At 51.3% G+C, this 24,941-nt stretch carries 12 protein-coding genes and 2 riboswitches; of the genes, 1 reads left to right on the top strand and 11 read right to left on the bottom strand.

What is annotated here, in order from left to right; all coding sequences use genetic code 11:
• The 11 genes from FB479_RS04755 to nrdI all read right to left on the bottom strand — a co-directional run.
• The coding region (locus FB479_RS04755; RefSeq protein ID WP_142062876.1) for a non-ribosomal peptide synthetase at positions 1–1,720 on the bottom strand (1,720 nt) is incomplete at its 3' end.
• A gap of 12 nt (positions 1,721–1,732) precedes the next feature.
• Positions 1,733–6,721 (bottom strand): SDR family NAD(P)-dependent oxidoreductase, encoded by a 4,989-nt coding sequence (locus FB479_RS04750; RefSeq protein WP_142062873.1) that lies wholly within the window; start codon positions 6,719–6,721, stop codon positions 1,733–1,735.
• Positions 6,715–7,971: an ACP S-malonyltransferase gene (fabD, locus tag FB479_RS04745; protein WP_106656374.1), complete on the bottom strand. Its 1,257-nt coding sequence runs from the start codon at positions 7,969–7,971 to the stop codon at positions 6,715–6,717. The genes FB479_RS04750 and fabD overlap by 7 nt, the downstream gene beginning before the upstream one ends.
• 56 nt (positions 7,972–8,027) lie before the next feature.
• A complete protein-coding gene (locus FB479_RS04740; protein WP_142062870.1) occupies positions 8,028–9,164 on the bottom strand; it encodes an acyl-CoA dehydrogenase family protein in 1,137 nt (378 codons plus the stop codon).
• A gap of 15 nt (positions 9,165–9,179) precedes the next feature.
• Positions 9,180–9,419, bottom strand: a complete 240-nt coding sequence (locus FB479_RS04735) for an acyl carrier protein (protein WP_142062867.1) — start codon at positions 9,417–9,419, stop codon at positions 9,180–9,182.
• A gap of 30 nt (positions 9,420–9,449) precedes the next feature.
• Positions 9,450–12,539, bottom strand: coding sequence for a cyclic peptide export ABC transporter (locus tag FB479_RS04730; protein ID WP_255438273.1), 3,090 nt, complete (start codon positions 12,537–12,539; stop codon positions 9,450–9,452).
• A gap of 16 nt (positions 12,540–12,555) precedes the next feature.
• Complete coding sequence (locus FB479_RS04725) at positions 12,556–17,013, bottom strand: non-ribosomal peptide synthetase (RefSeq protein ID WP_142062864.1); 4,458 nt, start codon at positions 17,011–17,013, stop codon at positions 12,556–12,558.
• A gap of 411 nt (positions 17,014–17,424) precedes the next feature.
• Entirely contained in the window at positions 17,425–19,707 is a 2,283-nt protein-coding gene (gene metE / locus FB479_RS04720; RefSeq protein WP_142062861.1) for a 5-methyltetrahydropteroyltriglutamate--homocysteine S-methyltransferase, read from the bottom strand.
• Between the two features lie 145 nt (positions 19,708–19,852).
• Positions 19,853–20,051: riboswitch (cobalamin riboswitch) on the bottom strand.
• 86 nt (positions 20,052–20,137) lie between these two features.
• On the bottom strand, positions 20,138–21,088 hold the full coding sequence (gene nrdF, locus FB479_RS04715; RefSeq protein ID WP_142062858.1) for a class 1b ribonucleoside-diphosphate reductase subunit beta: 951 nt from the start codon (positions 21,086–21,088) through the stop codon (positions 20,138–20,140).
• A 55-nt stretch (positions 21,089–21,143) separates the two neighbouring features.
• A complete protein-coding gene (gene nrdE / locus FB479_RS04710; RefSeq protein ID WP_142062855.1) occupies positions 21,144–23,228 on the bottom strand; it encodes a class 1b ribonucleoside-diphosphate reductase subunit alpha in 2,085 nt (694 codons plus the stop codon).
• Positions 23,215–23,574 (bottom strand): class Ib ribonucleoside-diphosphate reductase assembly flavoprotein NrdI, encoded by a 360-nt coding sequence (nrdI, locus tag FB479_RS04705; RefSeq protein ID WP_142062852.1) that lies wholly within the window; start codon positions 23,572–23,574, stop codon positions 23,215–23,217. The genes nrdE and nrdI overlap by 14 nt, the downstream gene beginning before the upstream one ends.
• Positions 23,575–23,735: 161 nt before the next feature.
• A riboswitch (cobalamin riboswitch) is annotated at positions 23,736–23,934 on the bottom strand.
• Positions 23,935–24,104: 170 nt separating this feature from the next.
• Here nrdI and FB479_RS04700 point away from each other — a divergent pair.
• Positions 24,105–24,926 (top strand): alpha/beta hydrolase, encoded by an 822-nt coding sequence (locus FB479_RS04700; RefSeq protein WP_142062849.1) that lies wholly within the window; start codon positions 24,105–24,107, stop codon positions 24,924–24,926.
• The last annotated feature ends 15 nt before the right edge of the window (positions 24,927–24,941 follow it).

The raw sequence follows: 24,941 nt of genomic DNA, 5'->3' as shown, positions 1-24,941 counted from the left end.
AGTCGTGAAACGACACGTCCACCGTCGCTTCCGTTGGTCCGTACAGGTTGACCAGTTCCGTCTGTGAAAGCAACCGCTTGCATCGGTGCGCTTGCGGCACCTGCAGCGCTTCCCCGCTGGTGAACACGCGGCGAAGACTGCTAAGCTGCTTTTCGCTCTCAGTGCTCTCCACCGCTTCCAGAAACAGATGCAACATTGACGGCACAAAGTGCATCACCGTCACGCCCCAACGCTCTACGGCCTCGACGATCGCCTGCGGATTTTTCTCCTCTCCTGGCCCTAAAAATGCTGCCGAAGCCCCCGTCATCCCCCACCAGAACAGCTCCCAGACCGAAACGTCAAAACTGAACGGGGTTTTCTGCAAGATCACATCCTGCTCTGTCAGGGGATAACGTTTTTGCATCCATTGCAGGCGGTTGATCACGGCATGATGCTCGATCATGACGCCCTTGGGCTGACCGGTTGAGCCGGAAGTGTAGATCACATACGCCAAATGACGGGGGCCCGATGTCACGCCCAGGATACTCTCGCCCTGGTACCAGCATTCATCTTCCAAATCCAGTGTCTCACCCGCAAAAGGCAGATCCACTAAAGCGCCCTTGACTAGCAAGAGTCTGGCTTGACTGTCTTGCAACAGATAGGCGATCCGCTCCTTGGGATATCCGGGATCGATTGGAAGGTAAGCCCCTCCCGCCTTCAAGATCGCCAAAATCCCGATGATCATCTCTGGCGAGCGGTCCGTCATGATGCCGACCGGTTGATCCGGCCCCACCCCTTTGGTACGCAAGACACGGGCTAATTGCCCTGCTTTCTCGTTAAGCTCTCCGTAGCAAAGCGTCTGCGTGTCAAAAATGGCCGCTGGAGCATCCGGATAGGCCCTGGCCATTTTTTCAAACAGCCCGTGCACCGTTTCCTCCTGGTCATACGCCCCCGCTGTCGAGTTGAACTGATTCAGGATCAGATTCGTCTCCTCTTCGTCAATCAACTGCAAATCTGCCAACCGCCTATCAGGCTGGAACAACGCAATTCGCAACAAACGCTCCAGATGCACCATCCACCGCTCTACGGCATCCGCTGTGTACAGGCTGGCATCGAAGCGTACCATCAGTTGCAATTCCTCATCTTTCCCTTGCACGATAAACTGCGCATGAGTCTCACCTGGCTGAACAATGTTAGTGTCGTGGATTTGATCGTGCAACACCAGTGTTCGCACCAGTACTTGCTCATCCTCCGTCCTTAGCCCGGCTAGTTGCAGTGCTTGCCGGATCGGGAAGTTCTGATAGCGGTTGGCTTCGGTTACCGTATCTTTCGTACTCAACACCAGATCCCGAAACGTGCCGCACTCTTCAAGAGAAGTGCGCAACAACAGCAAGTGATTGAGATGACGGCCGTCCTTACTCTCTTGCCGAAACACGGGCATGCCGACTACGACCTCTTGGCTGCGAGAATACTTGGCCAGCAGGACGTTCACAGCAGCCAAGATGAGCACATACAGGGAATAGGTAGAGCCCCTGCTCATCTGCAACAGCCGGGTTGCGAGATCCGGCGCGACAGGAAAAACACATTCGTGTGAGGCTTTTTCCGGCGCATCTCCCCGTGGAAGGTCGGCAGGAAATGCACTGAGTACAAGATCGCCTTGCAATTGCAGTTTCCAATACTCGTATTCAGCGTCCAGTTTGCCATTGGCCACTGCGAGATTGTATGTAATTGTATCCGACATTCTGCACTCTCCCTAAAAACTAAAGTCGATCTCCTCGGTTAACACATTTTGCAGGGACACCGCACCACTTGCCATTTCCAACTGTCGGATCGGTCTTAGGGGGTCCTCTGCGATCTGTTTCAGAAGATGCCCAAAGTCTTCCGACATCCGCTCGATCGTCTTGGGATGAAACAAGGCCGTCGCGTATTCGATCACGAGGACTAACCGCTCCATCTCCAGCGTCGCCTCCAGCGTCAGGTCCACTTTTGCCACTCTATGCCCCATCGGTTGCGACTCGATATACAACGGCAATTCGGACAGTGCTACTTTGTTTTCATTGTGCATGACAAACATCGCGTCAAAAAGCGGATTGCGACTCAAATCCTTGCCGAGAGCCAGATCGGCAACCAGCTTCTCAAACGGATATTCCTGATGCTCGTATACGCGAAGAGCATTCTCCTTCACTTCCTGGAGGAATTCCGCAAAGGGGAGTTCACCCATGGGTCGGTTGCGATAAACGAGCGTGTTGGCAAACATCCCGATCAACGGCTCGGTCTGCACATGCGTCCGTCCGGCTGACGGCGAACCGATCACGATATCCTCTTGATTAGCGTACTTGGCCAACAGCACGTTGAAAGCAGCCAACAGCAACATGAACATCGACGTGTTCGTTTGTGTCGACCATTCCTTAAGAGAAGCCAGCACGTCTCCCCCTACAAAAAACAAGTGCGTGTCGCCGTCCAGGCTCTGCACCGCCGGCCGAGGATAATCCGCAGGGAGAAGGAGCAGTGGCGGTTCCGGTGAGAACTGCTCCTGCCAAAACGTCTGGTGCGATGCGAGGGCTTCGCCTGACAACTGCTCATTTTGCCAGTTCGCAAAGTCCTTATATTGAATGGACAAGGCAGGCAATTCATGCCCCCCGTAAAGCGCGAAAAATTCTTCGGTCAAGATGCCTATGGAGAAACCGTCAGCGATGATGTGGTGCATGTCGAGCAACATCACATGCGTTTCATTGCTAACCTGCAACAGCGTCACCCTCCAAAGTGGAGCAGTTTTCAAATCGAACGAACGAACGCTCTCCTCCAGAACTTGGTTTACCTCCGTCTCCGACACTTGCAGATGATTGATTGGCACCTCGATCCCGGTCAGCACCTGTTGCATCGGCACGCCGTCAACTACCAAAAATCGTGTGCGCAGAGTCTCATGGCGATCCATGATCGTCTGAAATGCCTCCGTAAATCGCTCGCGGTTCAATGTGCCTTTTATCCGTAATGCTACGGTCACGTTGTACGCCGTCTGCTCCGGCTGCATTTGATTCAGAATAAACAGGCGGTGCTGTGCTGACGAAAGCGGATAAGCATCCGCCTGCAATATGGGCTCGATGCGGTGATGCGCGGTGCCCCAACCACTAGCGGCTTTCTCTTTAAGAAAACGCGCCAGATCCGCGATGGTCAGATGTCCAAGGAACTCGACCATCGACAAAGACAGTCCGAAGGATACCTGAATTGCGTTGACCATCTTCGCGGCGAAGATCGAATCCCCTCCAAGCTCATAAAACGAGTCGTAGAGCCCGACCTCCCGCACGCCCAGCGTCTGTTTCCAAATGTTTGCCAGTTGCCATTCATGCTCGTTGTATTCACCCGAGTCCCGCCCAGTCAACACAACTGGCTCCTCATCAACCGCGCTAATTTTCTCCCTGGTTTCGCTGGCATTTATAGCAGTTTCCACCAACTGCTCGACCTGAGCCAGCAATGGGGGACTGAGAATTATCGGAAAGCGGGGCTGATCCATAAGCGGTTTGATCTTTCTTAACTCACGGAAATTGAATGCACCGATCAGAACTTGGGTCAAGCGACTGTTCAAAGCGATATCGAACGCGTCCAGCGCTTCCTGAGTCCAAAGCGGATGAAACATGTGCTCTTGATCGACCACCCCGTGCTCCACTCCCATACCGGTCTCGCGCCACACTGCCCAGTTGATCGTTAGCGTCCGCGCTCCGCGCTTGGTGCGGGCCGGGGCAAACGCGTCCAGATAAGCGTTTGCAGCCGCATATTCACCTTGTCCGAATCCTCCTGTTAGTGAAGTCATCGCTGAGAACAGGACAAAAAAGTCCAACGGCTCTTCCTCCGTCAATTTCTCCAAAACCTGAGTGCCTTGAATCTTCGGTCGCAGCACGCGCTTGAACGTTTCCTCCTCTTTGGCATAGAGCATTCCAGCACTGGGTACCCCAGCCGCATGAACGATGCCGTTCAACCCACCCCATCGGCTACGCAGATCTTCGATCACCCTGAGCATAGCGGTTTCGTCCCCGCAGTCGGCAGCATAGAGTAGCACGTTTGAACCGGCAGCTTGGATCTCGCGAATCGCTGCCCGCTGTGATTCCGTCCGGCCGGGATCACGGCTGACCAGTGCCAAGCGCACCGGCTGTTTCGTTGCGAGATGCTTGGCGATCTCCAATCCCATCCCACCAGTGCCGCCGGTGATCAAATACGTCCCGAATGGGCGGATTTTCACTTCCTGATGTCCTATGATCTCCGATGTCGCTTCGACGATCTGTTGGACATAGCGCCGACTGTTCCGATACGCTGCCAGATAGGGCGGTTCGGTATCATTTAGCTCTCGAAGCAAATCGTTCACGCATATTGATTTGTCCAAATCCAGAGCGCGCACGAGCAGTTGCGGGTGCTCTACGGCAATGGTTTTGCCCAGAGCGAACACGGCTGAATAGATGGGATGCAGATCCGTTTCCTTCCCATCTACTTCATGGACGGTCGGCGCGGCGAGCACAAGTTCCAGTTTGTCCCCCCATTTCTGGCTGGCGAACAATCGGACGTATCTGAACAGGCTCTCCACCGGATCGAACTCCCCTGGTTCTGAGGCCAATGCTGACATATCGAGAACCCGCGCGAACGTGCCGTCTGGAAAATCAGCTGCTTGCTCCAGCGCCACCGCTGTTTCGTAAGCCAGCCCCGCCTCCGTGCATACGTTCAAAAGCTCGTGCGCTAATGGGTTGCTCCCGCTTCCGGTGACGATAAGTGTTTTGCCCCAATGCCTTTCCGAATAGGCATGAGGGGCCGCTTCTACCCACTGGATCGTTGAAAACATTCTGCTTCCGGCTACGGGGTAAATCTCCAACCAACAGCGCGTCCGATCGAACGCATATTGGGGCAAAGGGATCCGCCGTTTGTCCTCGATGGTATACAACGCCTCCCAGTCAATCTCCGCTCCGCAGGCATAGAGGTTCCCCAGTGACGTCAGCGCACTCCAATCCGCATCTCTTTGCACCAACTGATTCGCTTGCTCACGCAGTACTAGCAAATCTTTCTGAGTCACGTCCCCTGCTTCGTGTTCCCTCTTATGGTCGGGAACAACCCTGTGAACTTGGCAGAAGACTCCTTTTTGAGACGGGACCAATCCATTCTCCAACAACCGCGCGATTTTAGACCTTAGATCGCTCACACTGTCTGTCACGATTGCTACCCGAAAGGGAAAGTGACCACGTCCCGTTTGTACCGTATAGCAGACTGCTCCAAGGCTCGCCTTCGTCTTTATGGTGAGATCGCGTTCATACGAGCGCAACAGGGCGGCCAGCGCCGTGCGACTGTTCGCTGAGGCGGTAAACAAGCGCGGGACTTCACGATAAGTCAGCTCAAGTTGCGGTGCTTCTTCCAGTACCACGTGACAATTCGTTCCAGACAGCCCAAACGAGCTCACTCCGCAACGACGAGGCGTTCCGTCCGTCTCCCACGGCTCCAACTCATCCTGCACATAGACAGGGGAGTGAGTAAAAGGGATTTTGCGGTTGGGTCGCTGAAAGTGAATCGACGGCGGCAGCTCACGGCGATTCAATGCGAGCACCGCCTTGATGAACCCGGCGATTCCGGATGCCGCGTCGAGATGGCCGAGGTTGGGCTTGATCGAGCCAATTCCACAAAATTGACTTTGGTCTGTATACCGACGAAACGCCATCGTCACTCCTTCGATCTCGATCGGGTCCCCCAGCTCTGTTCCCGTGCCGTGGGCCTCGATATAGCGGATCGATTCCGGATGGATGCCCGCTGACTGCCACGCACGTTCCAGCACATTGGCCTGAGCCCGTGCGTTCGGCACCGTGATACCGTTGGTCGTCCCATCCTGATTGACGGCGCTCCCCTTAATCACGGCATAGACGTGATCACCGTCAGCGAGCGCTTGACGCAAAGGCTTAAGCAACACTGCCGCTGCGCCTTCTCCGTCAGCCGTGCCAGTTGCCTGATCATCAAAAGTCCTCGCCCGGCCGTCCTGCGACTTGCCGATCTTGTCCTCATGTTCGAGTGACAACAAGCGGATATTCACGCCGCCGGCCAACGCCATGTCGCAATCCCCCGTCTTCAAGGCTTGGCAAGCCAGATGCAATGCAACCAAGGAGGAGGAGCAAGCCGTATTTACGATCAGGCTGGGCCCGCTCAAATCGAGCGCATAGGAGATACGGCTCGCAGCCATCGAAGTTAAATTGCCGGGCAGTGCTGTCTTCAACGCATCCGGCTGCACATCCCGGATATATTGGAAATAGTTTTCAATGGCGTTAGGATTTAGCCCCAAATAGACGCCGGTCACCGATCCTGCCGAGCGTTTCCCCACATATCCTGCATCTTCCAATGCTCGCCACGCACATTGCGTAAACAGACGCTGGACCGGGTCCATCAGGCTGGCCTCCAAGGGGGAGAGTTTGAAAAACCTGTGGTCAAAGCGGTCGATCTCGTCCAGATAAGCAGCAGGGGAAAACTCCACCTCTGCTGGGTCGTTTCCCTTATGCAGGAGATAGTTTTCGATGTCACGCCGTCTCCCGGTAGGCATCCCACCAATCAGGTCGCGGCCTGTGCGCAGATGATCCCAGAACGCCTCCAGCGTCTTGGCTTGCGGAAAATCGATCGCAACGCCGATCACCGCTACATCGCTGACTGCCGGCTCTTCGATCTCCTCGACGATTTCTCGATCCTCGATAGGCACATCTTTCAGAGACAGACCTTGGAAGGTCAACATGCAGTCTCCTCCTTTGAGAAGATGTCAGACAACCGTTCAGTCATCCCTGTATCGGAAAGCACCTTTTCGATGCGCCGCTTTTCTTCCTCCTCAGGAACCCCTTTGGTACGCATGATTTGAGAGAGCCACTCTAGCGCTTGGCGCATCTCAACCTCTGAGGGAAACCTGCGGGCAGCTTCCAACTCGCCTTGCAACCGTTCCAGTTGATCGTACGTCACGATGACGCCTTGTCGGTAAGCGTCTGCATCCTTGTTACGATTGCGTGTCGCTACAGCCATCGCCAAGCAACGAGTCACTACAGTTGGCACGTGCGGGTCAAACGCCGGTGCTGCAAGCCGTTCGCGTAGTTGGAGACGGTCTTCCCTCTGTCCATACGACATGGCTTCTATCGTTGTATTAGCCGTGACAAGATTGGTGAGCACTGCTTGCGGCCCCATCTCCACGACTAACTCCACTCCCTGCTCTTGCAAAAAGTCGATGGTCTTTGTCCACTGCACCGTGTCGGTCAACTGACGCGTGAGATAGGGGACGATACGTTCGGCCCCTTCGTATGGGCGACCGGTGACATTCGCGATCACTGCGTATTGTAACGGCCTAAACGACAATTTGTTCAATTCCGCCTCCAATTCCGTAGCAGCATGTGCCATCAGCGGACTGTGGAAGGGCGGAGTCGTCAACAACGGCGTGACTTGCATACTCTGCTCCAGAAAATAATCCTCTACTCTCTGCACGCCCGCCGCGTGCCCTGAGATAACGAACTGGTCACGGCCATTGTCACAGGCGAGTGCGATAGCCTCCTTCTCTGTCGAAAAAAGCCGGCATGCCTCGGAGACCTGCTCTTTCATGACGCCGTTGAGCACAGACATCGCGCCGCTCCGCACCGATGCGGCCAGCAGACTGCGCTTGCGAACCAACCGAATCGCATCAGCAAACGGCAATGCCCCCGCGCAGGTCAACGCCGAGTATTCGCCAAGGCTGTGCCCTGCCAGAAATGCTGGCTCGATTCCGATCTCTTCCAAATACACGCGAAAGGCAGCAACACTGACCGTCAGGATGGCTGGCAGCATATGTTCATGGCGATTCAATTCTCGCACTCCGCCTTCAAAGCAGATCTTCGTTATGTCATAGCCAAGGGCGTCATTTGCTTCAGCGAAGGTCAGCTTGGCCGCATTGAACTCTTCCCACAAAGCCTTTCCCATCCCGATATACTGAGATCCTTGACCTGGAAACAGAAACGCAAGTTTATACATTGAGAGGCACCCCTTTGGAAAAGTTACGGGTTTGATCTTTCAGAATACCGTCCGGATTACAAGAACTCCTGGTATGCGTGATCGGCGATAATCATCTCGTGCATTTGTGTCGAACCCTCGATTATCTCCATCACTTTACAATCGCGATAATGACGCTGCGCTGTCGACGCTTGGCTGCAACCGATGGCTCCGTGCATCTGCACCGCATCGCTGGTCAACTTGGGTAACATCGTCGAGGCAAAATACTTGGCTGTCCACATCTCTGCCAGCGACCGCGGATCTCCTTGCCCCTTTAACCGGGTAGCCCGCTCGCACAGCAGACGAGCTGCTTTCACCTGCGTGACCATTTCAGTGATCATCTTCTGGATCAGTTGGTGCTTGCGGAGAGGTACCCCGAACTGCTCACGGCTGGCCGTATAACGTACCGACTCCTCGATACAGGCTTGTCCGATTCCAACGCACCCCCATGCGATGGTAAAACGGCCATAGTCCAGACACGTTGTTGCCACATAGGTGATACCAAAACCGGGTAGCCCCAGCAGATTGGCCTGAGGGATCGCGCAGTCGATCATCGTCAGCTCCGCTATCATCGAAGCGCGGGTCCCCAACATACCGCTAACCGGATAAGTTGCAAATCCGGGCGTATGGCGCTCGACGAGAAAAGCGGTCGGTTTGCCTTCATGCTGCGCGAAGATCAGAAACAAATCGGCCAGCTGTCCATAGGTGATCCACTTCTTGTTACCATTAAGAACATACTGATCTCCTCGTAACTCCGCAGTCGTCCGGATGCTCTTCGCATCGCTTCCGGCAAATGGCTCGGTGAGGCCGAACGCGCCGACCAACTCACCACTCGCCAATCTAGGCAGCCACGTTTCCTTCTGCTCCTTCGTCCCGAAGCGAGTGATGGCTACACACACCATTCCGTGCACAGTTAGCAAGGAACGGATGGAGGAACAGCCTCGTCCGATCTCCTCATGCAAAAGTCCAAGCGACATCGCATCAAGACCAAGTCCACCCCACTCCTTCGGAACGGCCGCACCAAGATAGCCCTGCTCGGCCAATTTTCGGATAATCTCGTTGGGGGTCTCTTCGCGCACATCCCATTCGTTCGCATTTGGTGTGATATGCTCATCCACAAAAGCTCGGCAAGAGGCGTAAAACGCCTCTTGCCCTTGTGAAAATTCAAGATTCACGTGTATCCGTCTCCTCTATACCGCTTGCTTGGTTCTGATCAAGTTCAGGATTGCGTTGATACTGCGGAAATTGTCCAAATGAATATCTTGATTCTCTAGTTCAATTCCTAACTCCGTCTCGATGAACATCACCAGTTGCATAGCGAACAGCGAATTCACAAAACCAAGGGCGAATATATCATCGTCATCCTGCAAATCGGGTTTGCGGAAAAATCGATGTAAAAACTGTTTGAGCTGTTCTTTCGTCTGTTCCATGAATGATACCTCGCTTCCGTCTCGTATTTGTTACAGGGACACCAGAGGGTTCTGCCCCGCATACTCGACCACCCTGCCCATTTCCAGCTTGATATGCTGGTCAGCCATGTGAAAGTAGCGGTCGTCGTGCGTGATGGCGATTACACACTTGCCCTGTTCTTTGAGCCTGGGCAGAATCTCATCATAGAAATGCCGGCGGTACTCTGGATCTTGATCGGCTGCCCATTCATCAAACAGGCAAATCGGACGATCTTCCAGATAGGAAAGCAACAGAGCCAGACGCTTTTTCTGACCAGTTGACAAGGATGTCGTCGTAAAACGACCGTCCACTACAGCGACTTTTTCCGACAATTCCAATTGGCTGAGCAGTTCCTCAATCTTGGCCTCTTGTCCCTTAACGTCGATCCCGTATAGGCGATCAAACAGGTAATAATCGCTAAATATCGCTGAGAAATACTGACTTAGTTGCTCCGAAGATAAGCTCTCACCGTTGACGAGCACGAAGCCTTCCTGTGGGACGTACAGGCCCGTGAGCAGCTTGGCTAACGTCGTTTTGCCACTGCCATTGCCTCCCGTAAGGAATGTGATGCTTCCGGAGCGGAAGGTCAAGTCAATCGGTCCGACGCCGAACGCAGAACCGTCGGTCGCCGCATACTTGTACGATACCCCCCGCATGACCAGTTCTACTGGCTCCTGGCCGTTCGGAATATACAAGTCTTCATCATTCGGTGCATTCAGATTGGCTATCTCCTCGCTCAGTTCCTGAATCCGTTTCCAGGAAATGCGAATCTGCACGAATGTTGGATAGGACATCAGGATTCCATTGACTGGACCTGTCATATAGAGAAAGACAAACACAAACACTTGCAGGGTTCCCGCCTGAATATGGGGGAAGATCAATGGAAACAAAAAAGCCACAAACCCGATCACGACCGTGAACAACAATTCCCCGATCACCGTGACACTGGCAAATCGAACGTCTCCTTCCGTCCGTTTCCATCTATAAGCGTCACAACTCTTTTCCATCTGATCGCGAAAGCTCAGGTTACGGTGATGGTTAAGGCGCAACTCCTTAAACCCCTTAATCAGGTCGTTCATAAGACGGAAAAAGGTCGTTTGGATGTCGCGTGTCTCCTCCCACAGCTTCTCCGCCTTGTTGCCCATATAAAAATACAATCCGGCGGCGAGCGCGATTACGGCCATGGAGATAAAAAGCGCATATCCGTTCAGCAACCCTAGATAGAGAAAGCAACAAATCAGTGTAACCAGAGAAGTGAGGCCGCCGACCAGCACATTCATAGATCGAGAGACGACTTCGGTATCGTTATTGAGCACAGCGTGCATACGCCCGTCCGCGATGGCTTCCATCTTATAAAATGGTGTTCGCAAAATTTTTTGAATCATGTCCGTTCGTTTTTCATACACGAGATTATTGGTCATCGTCACGAGTTTTGTGCGAATGTACCGCTGCCCGCATACGTACATGATGATCCCAAGCACGAAGTAAAACAGCAACCCATTCGTCAAATTGTCCTGATTGCCGAAAGTTTGGTTGATCACGAAGATGATAAACGCGTTACCAAAACCACTGACAATCCCGAGAAGGATCAACGCCGGATAGAGTTTTTCCATACTTTTTGGGAAAAACAGGATCAACAAGTGATACAAAAAGAACTGCACGCCTACTGCGATCATCGCCAAGACAGCCGGAAGCAGCGATTGAGGGCCCCAGACGCTCACTTCGCCCCATGGCAATCGCTCGAACAAGATATTTGGCAACCAATAAAAACCAAGGAGAAACAACCCGAGGAAAACACCGGATAAAAGTGCTCCCCTAACTTCCTTGCCTCGAAAGCCTGCAAACTTGCGCACGCCGCTCCCAATCTCCCGAACTGCTCGGATTTGAAAAACTAGCAGAGCGAGTGCCGTCGGTACCATCACAGCGAGAACGAGTGTTGCAATTTTGTCTACTTGGTCGAGTTGATCTTTTTGGGGTTTGACCAGCTCACGATCCTGAATCAGATCAAGTAGGCTTCGGGCGATATATTCGGTATAATCAGAATTCATGTTAGCGAGAACGGCTATTCCGATCTTGTCACCGGGACGAAGCACCATGAATGAAGAAAAGGCCGGATTCTCGCCTCCATGTGACAATTCGCCACTCCCACGCTGGAAGACCGACCAGCCTGCCGCATACGATGATCCGTTGCTAGACGGTGGCACAGTCGTGTCGGGGGCATGCGAGCGGCGGATTAACTCCTCACCGAACCCGTTGATCTTTTTCGTGCCGAGCTGGATTTTCATCCATTCCGCCACATCCTGCATGGACGCGCTTATATAACCTGCAGGTACATTTCCCCTATATCGGGGCGCCTCATAGGCAAGTGGATATGTAAAACCCATCTTATATCCAGCAGAGAGCCCGTTACGAACGGCATCCTCATAATTGGCATAAGTATGATCGAGTCCAAGCGGCTGCAGGACATTTCGCTGCATGTACTCCTCATAGGGTATTCCACTCACCGTCTGAATCACCAAACCAAGAATATCGTAATTGGCTGTTGCATACTCGAATCGCTCGCCAAGCCGGGTTCCTTTGGCAGGCTTGAGTTCTATACCGCTCAGTTTCCGTACCCACTGCTCCAGAGCATCGTCTGAAGACGAGCGCGGAATGAGCCCGACGGTCTCCGGCGGAAGTCCAGACTTATGGTACAACAGCTGTTCCAGCGTTATTTCAACAGGCTGTCCACCAAGCGTTACCGTAAACCAAGGCAGGTACTTGCTAACCGGATCCTTTAACTTCAACCGGCCCTGTTGTTCCAATTGCAACACAGCCAGTGCGGTGTACGCCTTCGTGTTCGAACCGAGCTCAAACACCGTCTCGCGGGTGACAGGGCGCTGTTTCTCCAGATCGCTGTACCCAAAACCGCGCTCATATACGACCCGATCTCCATTTACAATTACCACAGCTAGGCCAGGGATTTTGCTTGCGTCCATTTGTTCATAGATGAATGTTTCGATCTTATCCGGAGCATTCGTTACTGCCATTGCAGTAGGAAGTAGTGGGCTGCTCGCGATTAGGATAGTCAAGAGCAGGAGACACAATCGCAGCAGATTCATATAAAAGCTCCTTTTCTTATTCAAATAACAGGTCGAGTGCCTCTTGGCTAAGCCCAGCAGTTTCGAAGTCTGACGGCGTAAACTCCCTGTCCTCCTTACCCATGCAATGGGCGATTAATCGTTGTACCTGCAAACGCCACAGGCTCGCAAACCGTTCCATTGTGTCTGGGGAGAATTTGCGCGTGCTGTATGTAAACACTGCGCTCAGGCGCTGATCCTGTACATACGCAACGATGTCAAGCCGGGCTGTCAATACGTTCTCCCCCGACTGTTCAGGACCGGTGTCCAAAGAGCTACGCTCGATCCATTCGCTCGGGGCCTGATTGTCGATCACGCCCAAGTAGTTGAATCGCACCCGCTTGCGTCCGACTTCTCGGAGTTTGCCCCGAAGGGCTGACAGGACTCCGTAGCCGATACCTTTATTGGGGACAGCAAACACTTGCTCTTTGATTTGCTTGATTGCCTCTCCCAACTCTAGCTCGCCCGCAAAAGTTAGACGAATCGGGTACAAGGCTGTGAACCAGCCGACTGTTCGCGATATGTCTTGTTCCTCAATGAACGGTTCACGCCCGTGGCCCTCACTCTCCACTGTTACAGCTCCCGTGGTACCGCTCATCTCCCGTAACGCAAGTCCCAAGGCGGTCAATAGCAAGTCGATCGGCTGTGTGTTGTACGCACGGTTGGCGTCAGTGATCAGAAAACCCGTCTCCTCCTTCGACAGATTTACCGTTACAGCCTTACACTCTCGGAGAAGGTCAGCCCCGTAGTCGAACTCATAAGGCAAAGTCTCCGTCTCCTCCTCTAGAACCTGTTGCCAGTACGGTAACTCCTCGTCCAACTCCATATCGTGCAACGCGTCAGCCCACGCCTGATACGACATCGTCTTGGCAGGGAACTTCACCTCTTCTTCCCGTGACAGAGCGGTCAGGGCTAGGTTGAGATCCTCCAGCAACACATGCCAAGACACCGCGTCAACCAGCAGGTGATGAGCCGTTAGCAATAGGTAGTCCACTTCCTGCATATGGAACAACGCAGCACCAAACAGCGGTCCTCGAGTCAGGCGCAGGCTCTCTTTGAACAGTTGGGCCTGACGCTGCAGATCGTCTTCATCAGAGACGGTAATCTCCGCCAAATCAAACTCCTTCGTTAGCCATGCAGGATCATACCAGAGCGTACCTACGGCCTCGTCATAGCGAAGTCGAAGGGTATCATGATGGCGCATCACACAGGTCACAGCGGTTTGCAGAAGCGACGGCGAGACCAAATGACGCAGCTTCAAAAACACTGTTTGATGGAAAAAGTTCGGATTCGTAAGCTCTTGTGCCCAAAACCAGGCAACAATCGGCGTTAGCCGCACTTGCCCTTCAACCGGGACTTGCGCAGCGGCAACTCGTAAGCTTTGCTCCTCGATCACGGCAGCCAGTTCACCGATCACCGGGTAGGACAGGATGTCTCTGACCTTCAAGTGCAGACCCACCTCAGACAGCTTGGACACCACTTGGATTGCCTTGATCGAGTCACCGCCAAGGTGATAAAAATTATCGCTCGCCGCTACCTGGTCCACCTGTAAAATACTTTGCAAAATATTTCGTAAAATCTCCAACGACTGAAGTGAGTTGGTTAACATCGTACTACTTTCTGTCAGTGGATCGGGTAACGCCTTCCGGTCCACCTTCCCGTTTGATGTCAGTGGCAAACTATCCATCAACACCAGATAGGCTGGCACCAAATAGCTGGGCAAGCGTCCCAGCAAGGTCTTGCGAATCTCGAACGCTGTGAGCCCGCCGTTCGTGACCACAAACCCGGCAAGTGCCGTCTGCCCAGAAGCGTCTTGGACATCGACGACCACTGCTTCGACAACACCCTCCACAGCGAGCAGTTGATTTTCAACTTCCCCCAGTTCGATGCGATGCCCCTTCACTTTGACCTGGGAGTCCATCCGTCCGAGATACTCCATTACTTCATCCGCACGCCATCTCGCCACGTCACCCGTCTTAAACATACGCCCCGTGCCCCATGGGTCTTGCACAAATCGCTCAACAGTCAACTCAGGGCGGTTCAAGTAACCGAGCGCTACGCCGTCTCCGGCAATGCACAACTCACCTTTTTGCCCAATCGGCACAGGTTCGCCTCTTGGGTCCAGCAGATACAGGCGTGTGTTGAAAATCGGGCGCCCAATTGGCACTGAGCCTTTCCGGCCATCCGCTTGGTCATATCGATGAAACATGCACCCGACCACTGTCTCGGTCGGACCGTATTCGTTGAAGATCGACACTCTTCCATCGAAAATCGACAAGACATCAGCAGCCAACGAAGCTTTTAGGTCTTCTCCCCCAACAATCAATGTGTGTACCGCCGCATCTGGATAACGTTTCTCACGAATTAGCGCCAAGTGGGCAGGTGTCGTCTTGACAACCGTCGCTACTCCTTCACGCAAGAGCAAATCCAAGACGAACTCGTCTTCCTTGGCTGGATAAATAGCGATGGCGCCGCCACAGATCAAAACCGGATAAATTGAGGTGACTGTCAGATCGAAGGCGAGTGACGTGTAAAGAGCCGAAACATCGTCCGGCCCGCGAAGATAGCTTTTCATCGCCCACCACACGTAGTTGACCAGCCCCCTCTCCGTGACGACAACCCCTTTGGGCAGTCCGGTCGAACCTGATGTGTAGATCACATAGGCGGGGGCTTCCGCATTCATACTCGTCTCCAGATCTTCCGGCGAGCCTGCGTCATTCGCCAGCTCATTCACGCGTATTATATCGGTGACAACCTCAGCGCCGGCCGAAAAGGACTCGTCCGCCAACAACAGAGCCGCCCGACTGTCTTTTAATAGAAAGGAGATCCGGTCTGACGGATACGCCGGATCCATCGGTAGGTAAGCAGCGCCCGATTTTAACACTGCAAACAGTGAGATCAGTAGCTCAAACGAATGCCGAAGATGTACGGCTACAATCGATCCCGGCCCTATGCCACGCTCCTTCAGTAGATGTGCCAATCGATTTGAACCCTCATGCAATTCACCGTACGTGAGTGTCTTCCGCCCGAGGATTGCAGCTATTCTATGCGGGGCAGCTTTCGCCTGCTGAACGAACAGTTGATGCACAGGAACGGATGGATAGTCCGTAACGGTGCGATTGCGCCTCACAAGCAACTCCTCTCGTTCCGCCTCTTCAAGGATTGTCAGCCCATCGATTGTGACCTGACCGCCGGACAGTAAAATCTGTTCTGACAGCAATACCATCCGACGTTGCATCCGTTCGATCGCGTCTTCATCATAATCGTCCCTTTTAAAATCAAACTGCAGTTCAATTCGTCCCGAATCCTGCCAATCCTTAATAACGACTTGCAACGAATAGACTTGATACCCGCTATAGAACTCCTCATTCTCTACCGTGACGCCATCCCAACCGCTCACTAGTTTTGTGTTGTAATAGTTTACGCAGACTTGAAACAGTTGATCGACTCCCTGCTTGTTCAGCTCCAACTCCGAGACCAGTAGATCGTACGGATAGCGCTGATGAAAATACGCGTCGCGAAATTCACGGTTCAACCGCTTGAGGAATTCGGAAGCTGCGGCTTCACCGTTGACAGTTGTACGAAAAGGAACTGTGCTGGTGAACATTCCTACCATTCGTTTTTCCTTAGCTCCGGAACGGTTCAATACCGGGCTACCGATGATTAAATCCTGCTGTTGAGTCGTCTTATAGAGATCGAGCAAAACCAACCCGGTGAAATATGTGTTAAGCGAACACTTCGTTTGTTCGACATACTCTCTGATACGCATAGACAACGGTCCGTCCAGCAAATACCGTTTTCGCCTTCCCGACAGGTCATCCGAACTCTTGTGCAGAAATCCCTCCGGCAGCAAGCGGAACTTGTCCAGCCAATAACGACGGTTTTTGGTGCAGCGCGCACTTTCCAAATACTCGCGCTCCCCTTTGATCGTTTCGATATAACTAGGTTCCGGGGTCTGATCGATCTCTTCTTGAGCGAGCAGTTGGAGGTATTGACTGCAGATCTGATCAGTCATGATCTGAATACTCCATCCATCCGCCACCAAATGGTGAAACTTCACAAAATAAGCGTTATGCTGTTCAGTCATTTTAAGCAGAGCAAAACAGTACAGCGGCTGCCCAACAAGCTGGAAAGCTCGTCTGAATTCCGTCTCCGCCCACTTGGCCGCCGCAGCTTGTGGATCATCCTCTTGGCTGAAATCAAGCAACGGTACAGTTTCACGGCGATAGGGAACGACAATCTGAGCAGGTATACCCTCATGCTCGCTGATCCGAACATGCACGCCTTCATGTTTCTCAAGAAACAGATGGATTGCCTCTTCCAACAGCGCCAACTCAACAGGGCCTTTAAGATGTACAATCCCTCCGATGTTGTACATAGGCAGATTGGGATAGATTTTTTCAATGTACCAAATTCGTTTCTGTGGATGAGTAAGCGGTAACACCAGACTTTGCAATATCTTCGCCCCTTCTATTGACCGAAAAAGAAGAGATAATATACCTAAATCTCCTTTTGTTGGAAACCATATAAGAAATAAGTTAAATCATAGCACTTGGAACGTCAATATAATTTTTAATTTTACGAAAATAATTCATCCACAACCTTTTACTACTAAAAACTTCTCTTGCTATCAGCCGTTTTTTATGAGCTCGGTCAAGTAATTAAAATGTAATCCTTCACATCGTTGAGGATCTGGCTCCTCTACAATAACAATCGTACTCTCCCAAGGTGGACTCAAGGAGTCTTAAACCAAACTCAATGAAAAAAGGACTCCCTAAACGAAGTCCCCTACTCAAGTTGCTAATCGTATCACTTATGAAAGTGCTTCTGTCATCATTTGTGCGGCTCCTCCATCGCGTGCACCTTCCTACTGGGCTGTCAAACGACTCCGAATCGCCTTCGTTGCCGCAACCATGTTTCGTAATGACTGAATGGTTTCTTCTCTCCCTCTTGTCTTCAGCCCGCAATCCGGATTAATCCAAAATTGATCTGGTGGAAGTACTTGTACACCTCGTGCTACCATCTCTTCCATTTCTGAGACAGCTGGAATCCGGGGGCTATGGATATCGTATACACCGAGCCCGATGCCTTTGTCATATGTACCTGTTTCGAACACAGACACGAGCTCTCCGTGGCTGCGGGAAGTTTCAATCGAAACCACATCGGCATCGAGTTCGCTGATGACATCCATAAAATCATGGAATTCGCAATAGCACATATGTGTGTGAATTTGGGTGCTCGGCGCAACGGTTGAGGTCGCTAGACGAAACGCTCTGACAGCCCATTCGAGATAAGCTGCCTGTTCTTCCTTTTTGAGCGGAAGTCCTTCGCGCAGTGCTGGTTCATCGACTTGAATCATGAGAATCCCCGCTTCTTCCAAGGCTTCTACTTCTTTTCGCAATGCCAAGGCGATTTGTTCGCACACTTCTTGTCGGGTGACATCGACTCGAGCAAATGACCAATGTAAGATGGTCGCTGGACCTGTTAACATGCCTTTCATTGGTTTGTCGGTCAATGACTTTGCATACACACTTTCTTTGACCGTCATCGGTGCCACAAACTCCACATCTCCGTAAATAATAGGTGGCTTCACGCAGCGCGAGCCATACGACTGCACCCAGCCGTTTTTCGTGAACAAAAAGCCATCGAGCTTTTCGCCAAAATACTCAACCATATCTGTTCGCTCAAACTCGCCATGGACGAGGACATCCAAACCGAGCTCTTCTTGTATCTCGATCCACTCCTTGATTTGCGCCTGAATGAAAGCATCGTATTGCTCCACTGTCCAGTTCCCTTTTTTAAACTGCTGTCGGGCTTGGCGAACCTCCGCCGTCTGCGGGAAGCTTCCGATTGTAGTAGTTGGCAGCAGTGGCAGCTTCCACATATCTTGTTGAATCTCTCGACGTTCGAGATAAGGGACGCTTCTTTCAGGTTTTGCAGCAGCTATTTGACGCAAAGCATTCTTCACTTCTCGACGATTCCTCGCTGGAGATAGTGCCAGCTTGAGCAAATCCGCTTCATTTTGGGAGATCTCTCTCGAAATGACATACTTACCATATTGGAATCCTTGGACTAAGAGCTGTACTTCCCCCAGTTTTTCGTCGGAAAACGCCAATGCTGGCATGACTTCCTCTGGCAAGTCGCTCTCTGCTTCAACCGTTACCGGTACATGCAACAAACTACTGGACGGCTGCAGCCACAGCTTTTCGAGTGGAACTATTTCGGAAATTTCTTTGACCAGCTCCCATTTCTCCTCAATGGACGCACGCCATATGTTTCGACCGTCGATGATTCCCGCCGCGAGAATCTTTTCTGCCGGAAACCCATGTCTTGTCAGATTCGCTAGATTGCGCTTGGCCCCGTGTACAAAATCAAGACCAATTCCTTTTATCGGTAATGAAACCAGCTCCTCATACCAATCCACCGCTTCAAAATAGGTTTGCAGCATGCACTGTAGATGCGGTAGTGCTTGATCGATTTGCGTATAAATCCGTTTGATGATGGCGCGATCATGCGACGAGACATCCCGTACAAATGCTGGCTCATCGATTTGCACCCATTCCACGCCATGCAGCTCCAACTCCCGGAGAACTTCTATGTAAAGCGGAACGAGTTGATCCACGACAGTCTCAAATTCGTTTTTCTCATATCCTTTGGACAATTTGACAAACGTATACGGGCCTACAATGACAGGCTTTCCGATGATACCGAGCTTTTCTTTGGCCTCCAAATATGCCTGGAGAGGCTTGTTCTCCGTTATGGATGGTTGTCGTTCACCGAACTCCGGGACGATATAATGGTAGTTCGTGTTAAACCATTTCGTCATTTCGCTGGCGACAGCTTCCTTCGAACCGCGAGCCATGGCGAAGTATGTAGCGAATGAAACCGGGCCTCCCTCGTATTCATAACGCTTGGGGACCATTCCAAACATCACAGCCATATCCAGCATGTGATCGTAGTACGTAAAGTCACCCACAGGGATCAGATCGACCCCTTTTTCCTGCTGACACAACAGGTTTTGGTGACGGATTTGCTCCATTTGCTGTACCAGGCTTGCCTCATCGATGGTGCCTGCCCAAAATGCTTCCAATACCTTTTTCCACTCGCGGTTCTTCCCGATCCGTGGATATCCCAAATTGCTGCTTTTCATGAGCTTCCTCTCCATTCTTTAATCGATCTTGACTCGAATCCGCCCAATAAAAAAGGCATCTCCAACGATCAAAAAGAACGTTAGAAATGCCAAATAAGCACTGAGATCACAGCATCCTAACACCTCCCTATCTCCCGTAGGTTAAGCAGTGTCGTCGAAACAGGCAGGTCTCCTGACTTTGGGATCATCATCTGCACATGCCTTCCCAATCCGTTTGGATCAGTGGCTATTCAATGTGCCGACTCCCCTCATACAGTGGCGGGACCGTGTCGGAATCTCACCGACTTCCCTTTTCATCCTTGGTCGATCCTGACGACCAAAGAACCTGTTCCCACTCCTATGAAATTGTCATGGTTCTGTGAAGTGCCCCAATAAATTAGCAGGGCAACATACTGTTCATACAGTAACACAGAATCCATTTTTTGTCATATTAAAATATAAAATCATCGTCCGTCAACGGTTCTACGTTCAGTGTGCGGACATAGCCATTTCCTTTTTTCGAGAAGAAGTCATGCTGCTTCGTCTGCGTCCGAATGCCATTCAGCACGATCGGGTTCACTTCTTCCTCTGGGAATAGCGGGTCCAGCCCCAGATTCATCAATGCCTTGTTCGCGTTGTAGCGCACGTAGGCATGAACCTCGTCAGCCAATCCGATTTCCGTATACAACGAAGTCGTATAGGCCTCTTCATTTTCTTGCAGCTCACGCAGAAGGGCATACAGCTCCTCTTTTGCTGCGGTCTGCTCGACCACACTCAGACCTTGATATACTTCTTGGGCGAGAACGCCGACATAGAGTCCGTGGATGCTCTCGTCACGAACAATCAGGTCGATAATTTCCCCGCTGCTTGTCATCTTGCCTTGACCCGCCAAATAGAGCGGATAGAAGAAGCCGCTGTAAAACAGATAGCTTTCCAGGAAGACGGACGCTACCATCGCCATGTACAAGTCTTTCGGTTTCTCAATTTCCTGATAGCGCTTAGAGATGAGGGCCGCTTTCTTTTGCAGATGCGGATTGTTTTCTACCCACGAAAAAATACCGTCAATCTCTTCTGTCGATGCCAGCGTTGTAAAAATACTGCTGTACGATTTGGCATGGATTTGCTCCATCATGCCCATGAAGGCGAGAACCGCTTTTCTTTGCAGTCCATCGACATGCTCCATGATCTTCGGCATCCCTACTCCACCCTGAACCGTATCCAGCAAGGTGAGACCGCCCAATACTTTTTTATACGTATCCCGTTCAGTCGCACTGAGCTCCATCCAGGACATCTTGTCATCTGACAGCGGAATCTCATCATCCGTCCAGAACTGCATGATGTTTTGATTCCAAAACGTCATCGTAAAATCGTCGTCCGGCCTGTTCCAATTGACTGCTTTCATATGGCGTTCCTCTTCTCTTTTTGCTTGATGCTTTTCCTTTAATGAATCTCGTTCCCTAAATTGCGCAGCTAATGCACTCTTCTACAGTCAAATGCTTCGTACGCGTATAGTAGAGTGATTTCAGACCTTTTTTCGCTGCGTAAATGTAATAGCGAGCCAGTTCTCTGGTGGAAATATTGCTGTTCACGTGCAGCACAGTCGAAATTCCTTGGTCGATGTGCTCTTGAATTTCGGCAATCAGATCAATCACTTTGAATTGATCAATGACATACGCCGATTTGTAGTAAAAATAGTTTTCCTGCGACAAGTACGGCATCGGGTAATACGTCGTAGAGTTGGCATACGTTCTCGTTTCGATATGCTCGACGATTGGCATCACGCTGGAAGTCGCATTCTGAATGTAGGAAATGCTCTGTGTCGGCGCAATCGCCAAACGGTACGCATGGTAAACGCCATGCTTTTGCACCTTTTGCTGTAGTTCCGCCCAATCCTCTGGCGTTGGAATGTGCATCCCTTCGAAGAGAAGCTTTGCTTTTTCCGTCCGCGGGCTGTAATCGTTCGTCAAATACTTGTTAAAATAAGTGCCTTTTGCATATTCCGATTGTTCAAAGCCCAAGAAGGTGGCGCCAGTTTTCTTGGCAATTTCCATGCTTTTCTCCAAGGAGTAGAAGTTCATCATCATGAAAAACGTACGAGCGAAATCCTTGGCTTCTTCACTCTCGTAAGCAATTCTGTTCTTTGCCAGATAACCGTTCAGGTTCATCGCACCGAGACCTACTGAGTGCAGCTCACGGTTTGCCTTTTGAACGCCTGGAGCGTTTTCTACACGCGTCATGTCACTCACGGCTGTAATGGCTTCGATGCCTTCGTGGACGGATTCACGGATCATTTTTCGTTCCATCACGTTGACGATATTGAGCGATGCCAGATTGCAGCTAATATCGCGACGGATGATATCCATTTCTCCGTAATTGGTGATCGTCGAAGTCTCCTGCAGCTGGAAGATTTCCGTGCACAGGTTAGACATTTTCACCGAACCAAGGTCTTTCAGCGCATGGTTGTTGTTCGCATTTGTTTTGTTCATGATGTACGGATAACCCGATTCCATTTGAATCATCGCGATTTTGGTCAGCATCTCGCGTGCGCTCATCACGGTCTTTTTCTTGATGCGATCGTTTGCCAAGAGCTCCTCGTACATGTCATCGAGGTCCATATCATCCAGATGCACGCCGTATTCTTTGTACACAGAGTACGGAGCAAACACAGTCAATGGCTTGTTTTCCTCAGCCAGCTTGTAGAATACGTTTGGTACGATCAAGCCGATGGACAACGTTTTGATGCGTGCTTTTTCATCCGCATTGATCTTTTTGCAATCGAGAAACTCGTTGATATCCCAGCCGAAGATGTTGTAGTACGCTGCACCTGAGCCTTTGCGTTGCCCCATTTGATCCGCGTAGGAAAACGCATCTTCCAGCAGCTTGAGAACGGGCATGACACCTTTTGCTGCGCCCTCGACGCCTTTGATCGGCTCTCCTCGTCCGCGAAGCTTGGACAGGTTCACGGCTACACCGCCGCCAATTTTGGATAGCTGCATACAAGTTCCCAAAATAAAGTTGATGGAGTTCAGTGAATCATCCATTTCGAGCAAGAAGCAGGAGACCATTTCTCCACGGCGGCTTTTTCCCGCGTTCAGGAAGGTTGGTGTCGCTGGCTGCAAGCGTTGATCCATCATCGATACTGTTAAACGCTTGGCGAGTTCAAAGTCACCTTGTCCAAGGGACAGTGCCACAACGGCCACTCGGTCTGGATACTGCTCCAAGTACATCGATTTATCGTTCGTTTTCAGGGCGTAATCTTTATAAAATTTGGAGATAGCCATGTACGAAGCAAATTGAAAATCAGCGTCATAGGCCAAACGGAAAACTTCATCGACCTGCTCAACCGTGTATGTTTCATAGACGTTTTCATAGAAGTCATTCTCGATCAAATAGTCCATGCGTTCTTTGACACTGCCAAAAGTCATCGTATTGGACTGCACTTCTTCCATGAAGACCGCAACCGCTTCCCGATCCTTTTCCAGTTGGTAAAATCCGTCGTTGCCACGCTGCATCAGTTCGTTGTTCAATTCAATATGCCGCAATTGTTGCCACCCCACTCGTAAATTGTTCCACGTCCCGGCCGGTACCGGACAGTTCAAATTTAGAAATTACCGGAACGCCATATTGGCTCGCGATCGTATCCGCGCTTTTGGCAAAGCTGGTTCCCCAGTTGCGGTTGCCGCTGGCGGATACTCCGCGCAGATTGACATGATTTCGCTTCAGGAACGTCGCCACCTTCTCCGGCACTTGTCCGAATCCCGTCGTGTATGTTATCAAAATGAATGGCTCGTCCAGCACCATATCTTGATCAATTTCCACATGTGGCAAATTAATTTTGTTGACGAATCTTCGGACGTTTCCTGTTTTTGAATCATAAGCGATTAACATGTCCCTCATCCTATCCTGCTATTTTTACTCTGTATGTATGAAATTTAGCCAAAGTAAAAGCGCATCCGACGTTTACATGCCGAATGCGCGTGATGACTTCCATCTAACAATTCGCCGATGCGAATTGAGCGCTCGAACACTTCCCTATCTCCCGTAGGTTAAACAGTGCAAGCGGTTAGGCAGGTCTCCTGGCTTTTGGATCATCGCTCCATTTACACCTTCCCGATCCTTCTTGATCAGTGGCATTCTTTCGCAAATGGAACTCTCTCATTACAGTGGCGGGACCGCGTCGGATTCTCACCGACTTCCCTATTAAGTCTACCAAATCTGGTGGTAAACACCTCACCGCATCAATATGTAGTTGGTAAAACTTACTTTACCTCAATATATCGTAGGAGTCAAGCTCGGTATGCGCTCTTCTCGAAAACTAACTATTCTCCTTTTTCGGCTATTGCCAATCTCTGGTTCTCGTTCCTATAATAGATTTTGTGCGTGTTGGTTAGCCTTGGAGAGATTGGAGAGTCGCCCTCATGAAAAGCACCGACTATCAACCTGTCGTCATTCCTCGTTCTTACAGTAAAATGATGACTTATCAAGAACGTCACTATCACATTTTCGTAAGTATACCTGCCGATCCTCCTCCGGAATCAGGCTTTCCCGTCATATATTTGCTAGATGGCAACTCTGTTTTTGCAACCTTGACCGAAGCGATACGAATACAATCACGCGGCCCTGAACGAACTGGCGTGTATCCTGCAATCGTCGTCGGGATTGGGTATCCAACGGACGGTCCGTACCATCCTTCCCGTTTCTTTGATTACACGTATGAAGTTCCCGCCTCGGAGCTTCCTGGCAACCCAAGAGGAGCGGAGTGGCCTCAGATGGGGGGAGCGGAGCAGTTCCTCACCTTTTTGGAGGAGGAGCTCAAGCCTAGCATCGAAAACGACTTCCCCATCGATCGGACGCAGCAAGCGATTTTTGGACATTCGCTAGGTGGCTTGTTTGTCTTGCATGTACTTTTGTCGAGACCACACGCTTTTCAGCGGTATATAGCTGGCAGTCCCTCGATCCACTGGAATGAGAGCGTGCTGCTTGCGAAGGAGAGTCAATTGCAGACCCAGCTGACCGATGACCTCGACGTCCATGTGCTCCTCACCATCGGGGAGTTGGAAAACGATGGGCGATTCTTGGTCAAAGAAAAATCTCTGGCGATGGTCGAACGATTGTCCTCTATGGGCAAAGGTCAAATCAAGGCTTCCTTTAAAGAATTTGCTGACGAAAATCATTCGTCCGTTTTGCCAGTCTTCATTAGCCAAGGACTCAAATTCGCCACGAAAAAAACTGCCCGCTAAAAACGGGCAGTTTTT

The organism is Brevibacillus sp. AG162 (assembly GCF_006715575.1).
Lineage (GTDB): Bacteria > Bacillota > Bacilli > Brevibacillales > Brevibacillaceae > Brevibacillus > Brevibacillus brevis.
This window is presented reverse-complemented; position numbering and strand designations above follow the sequence as displayed.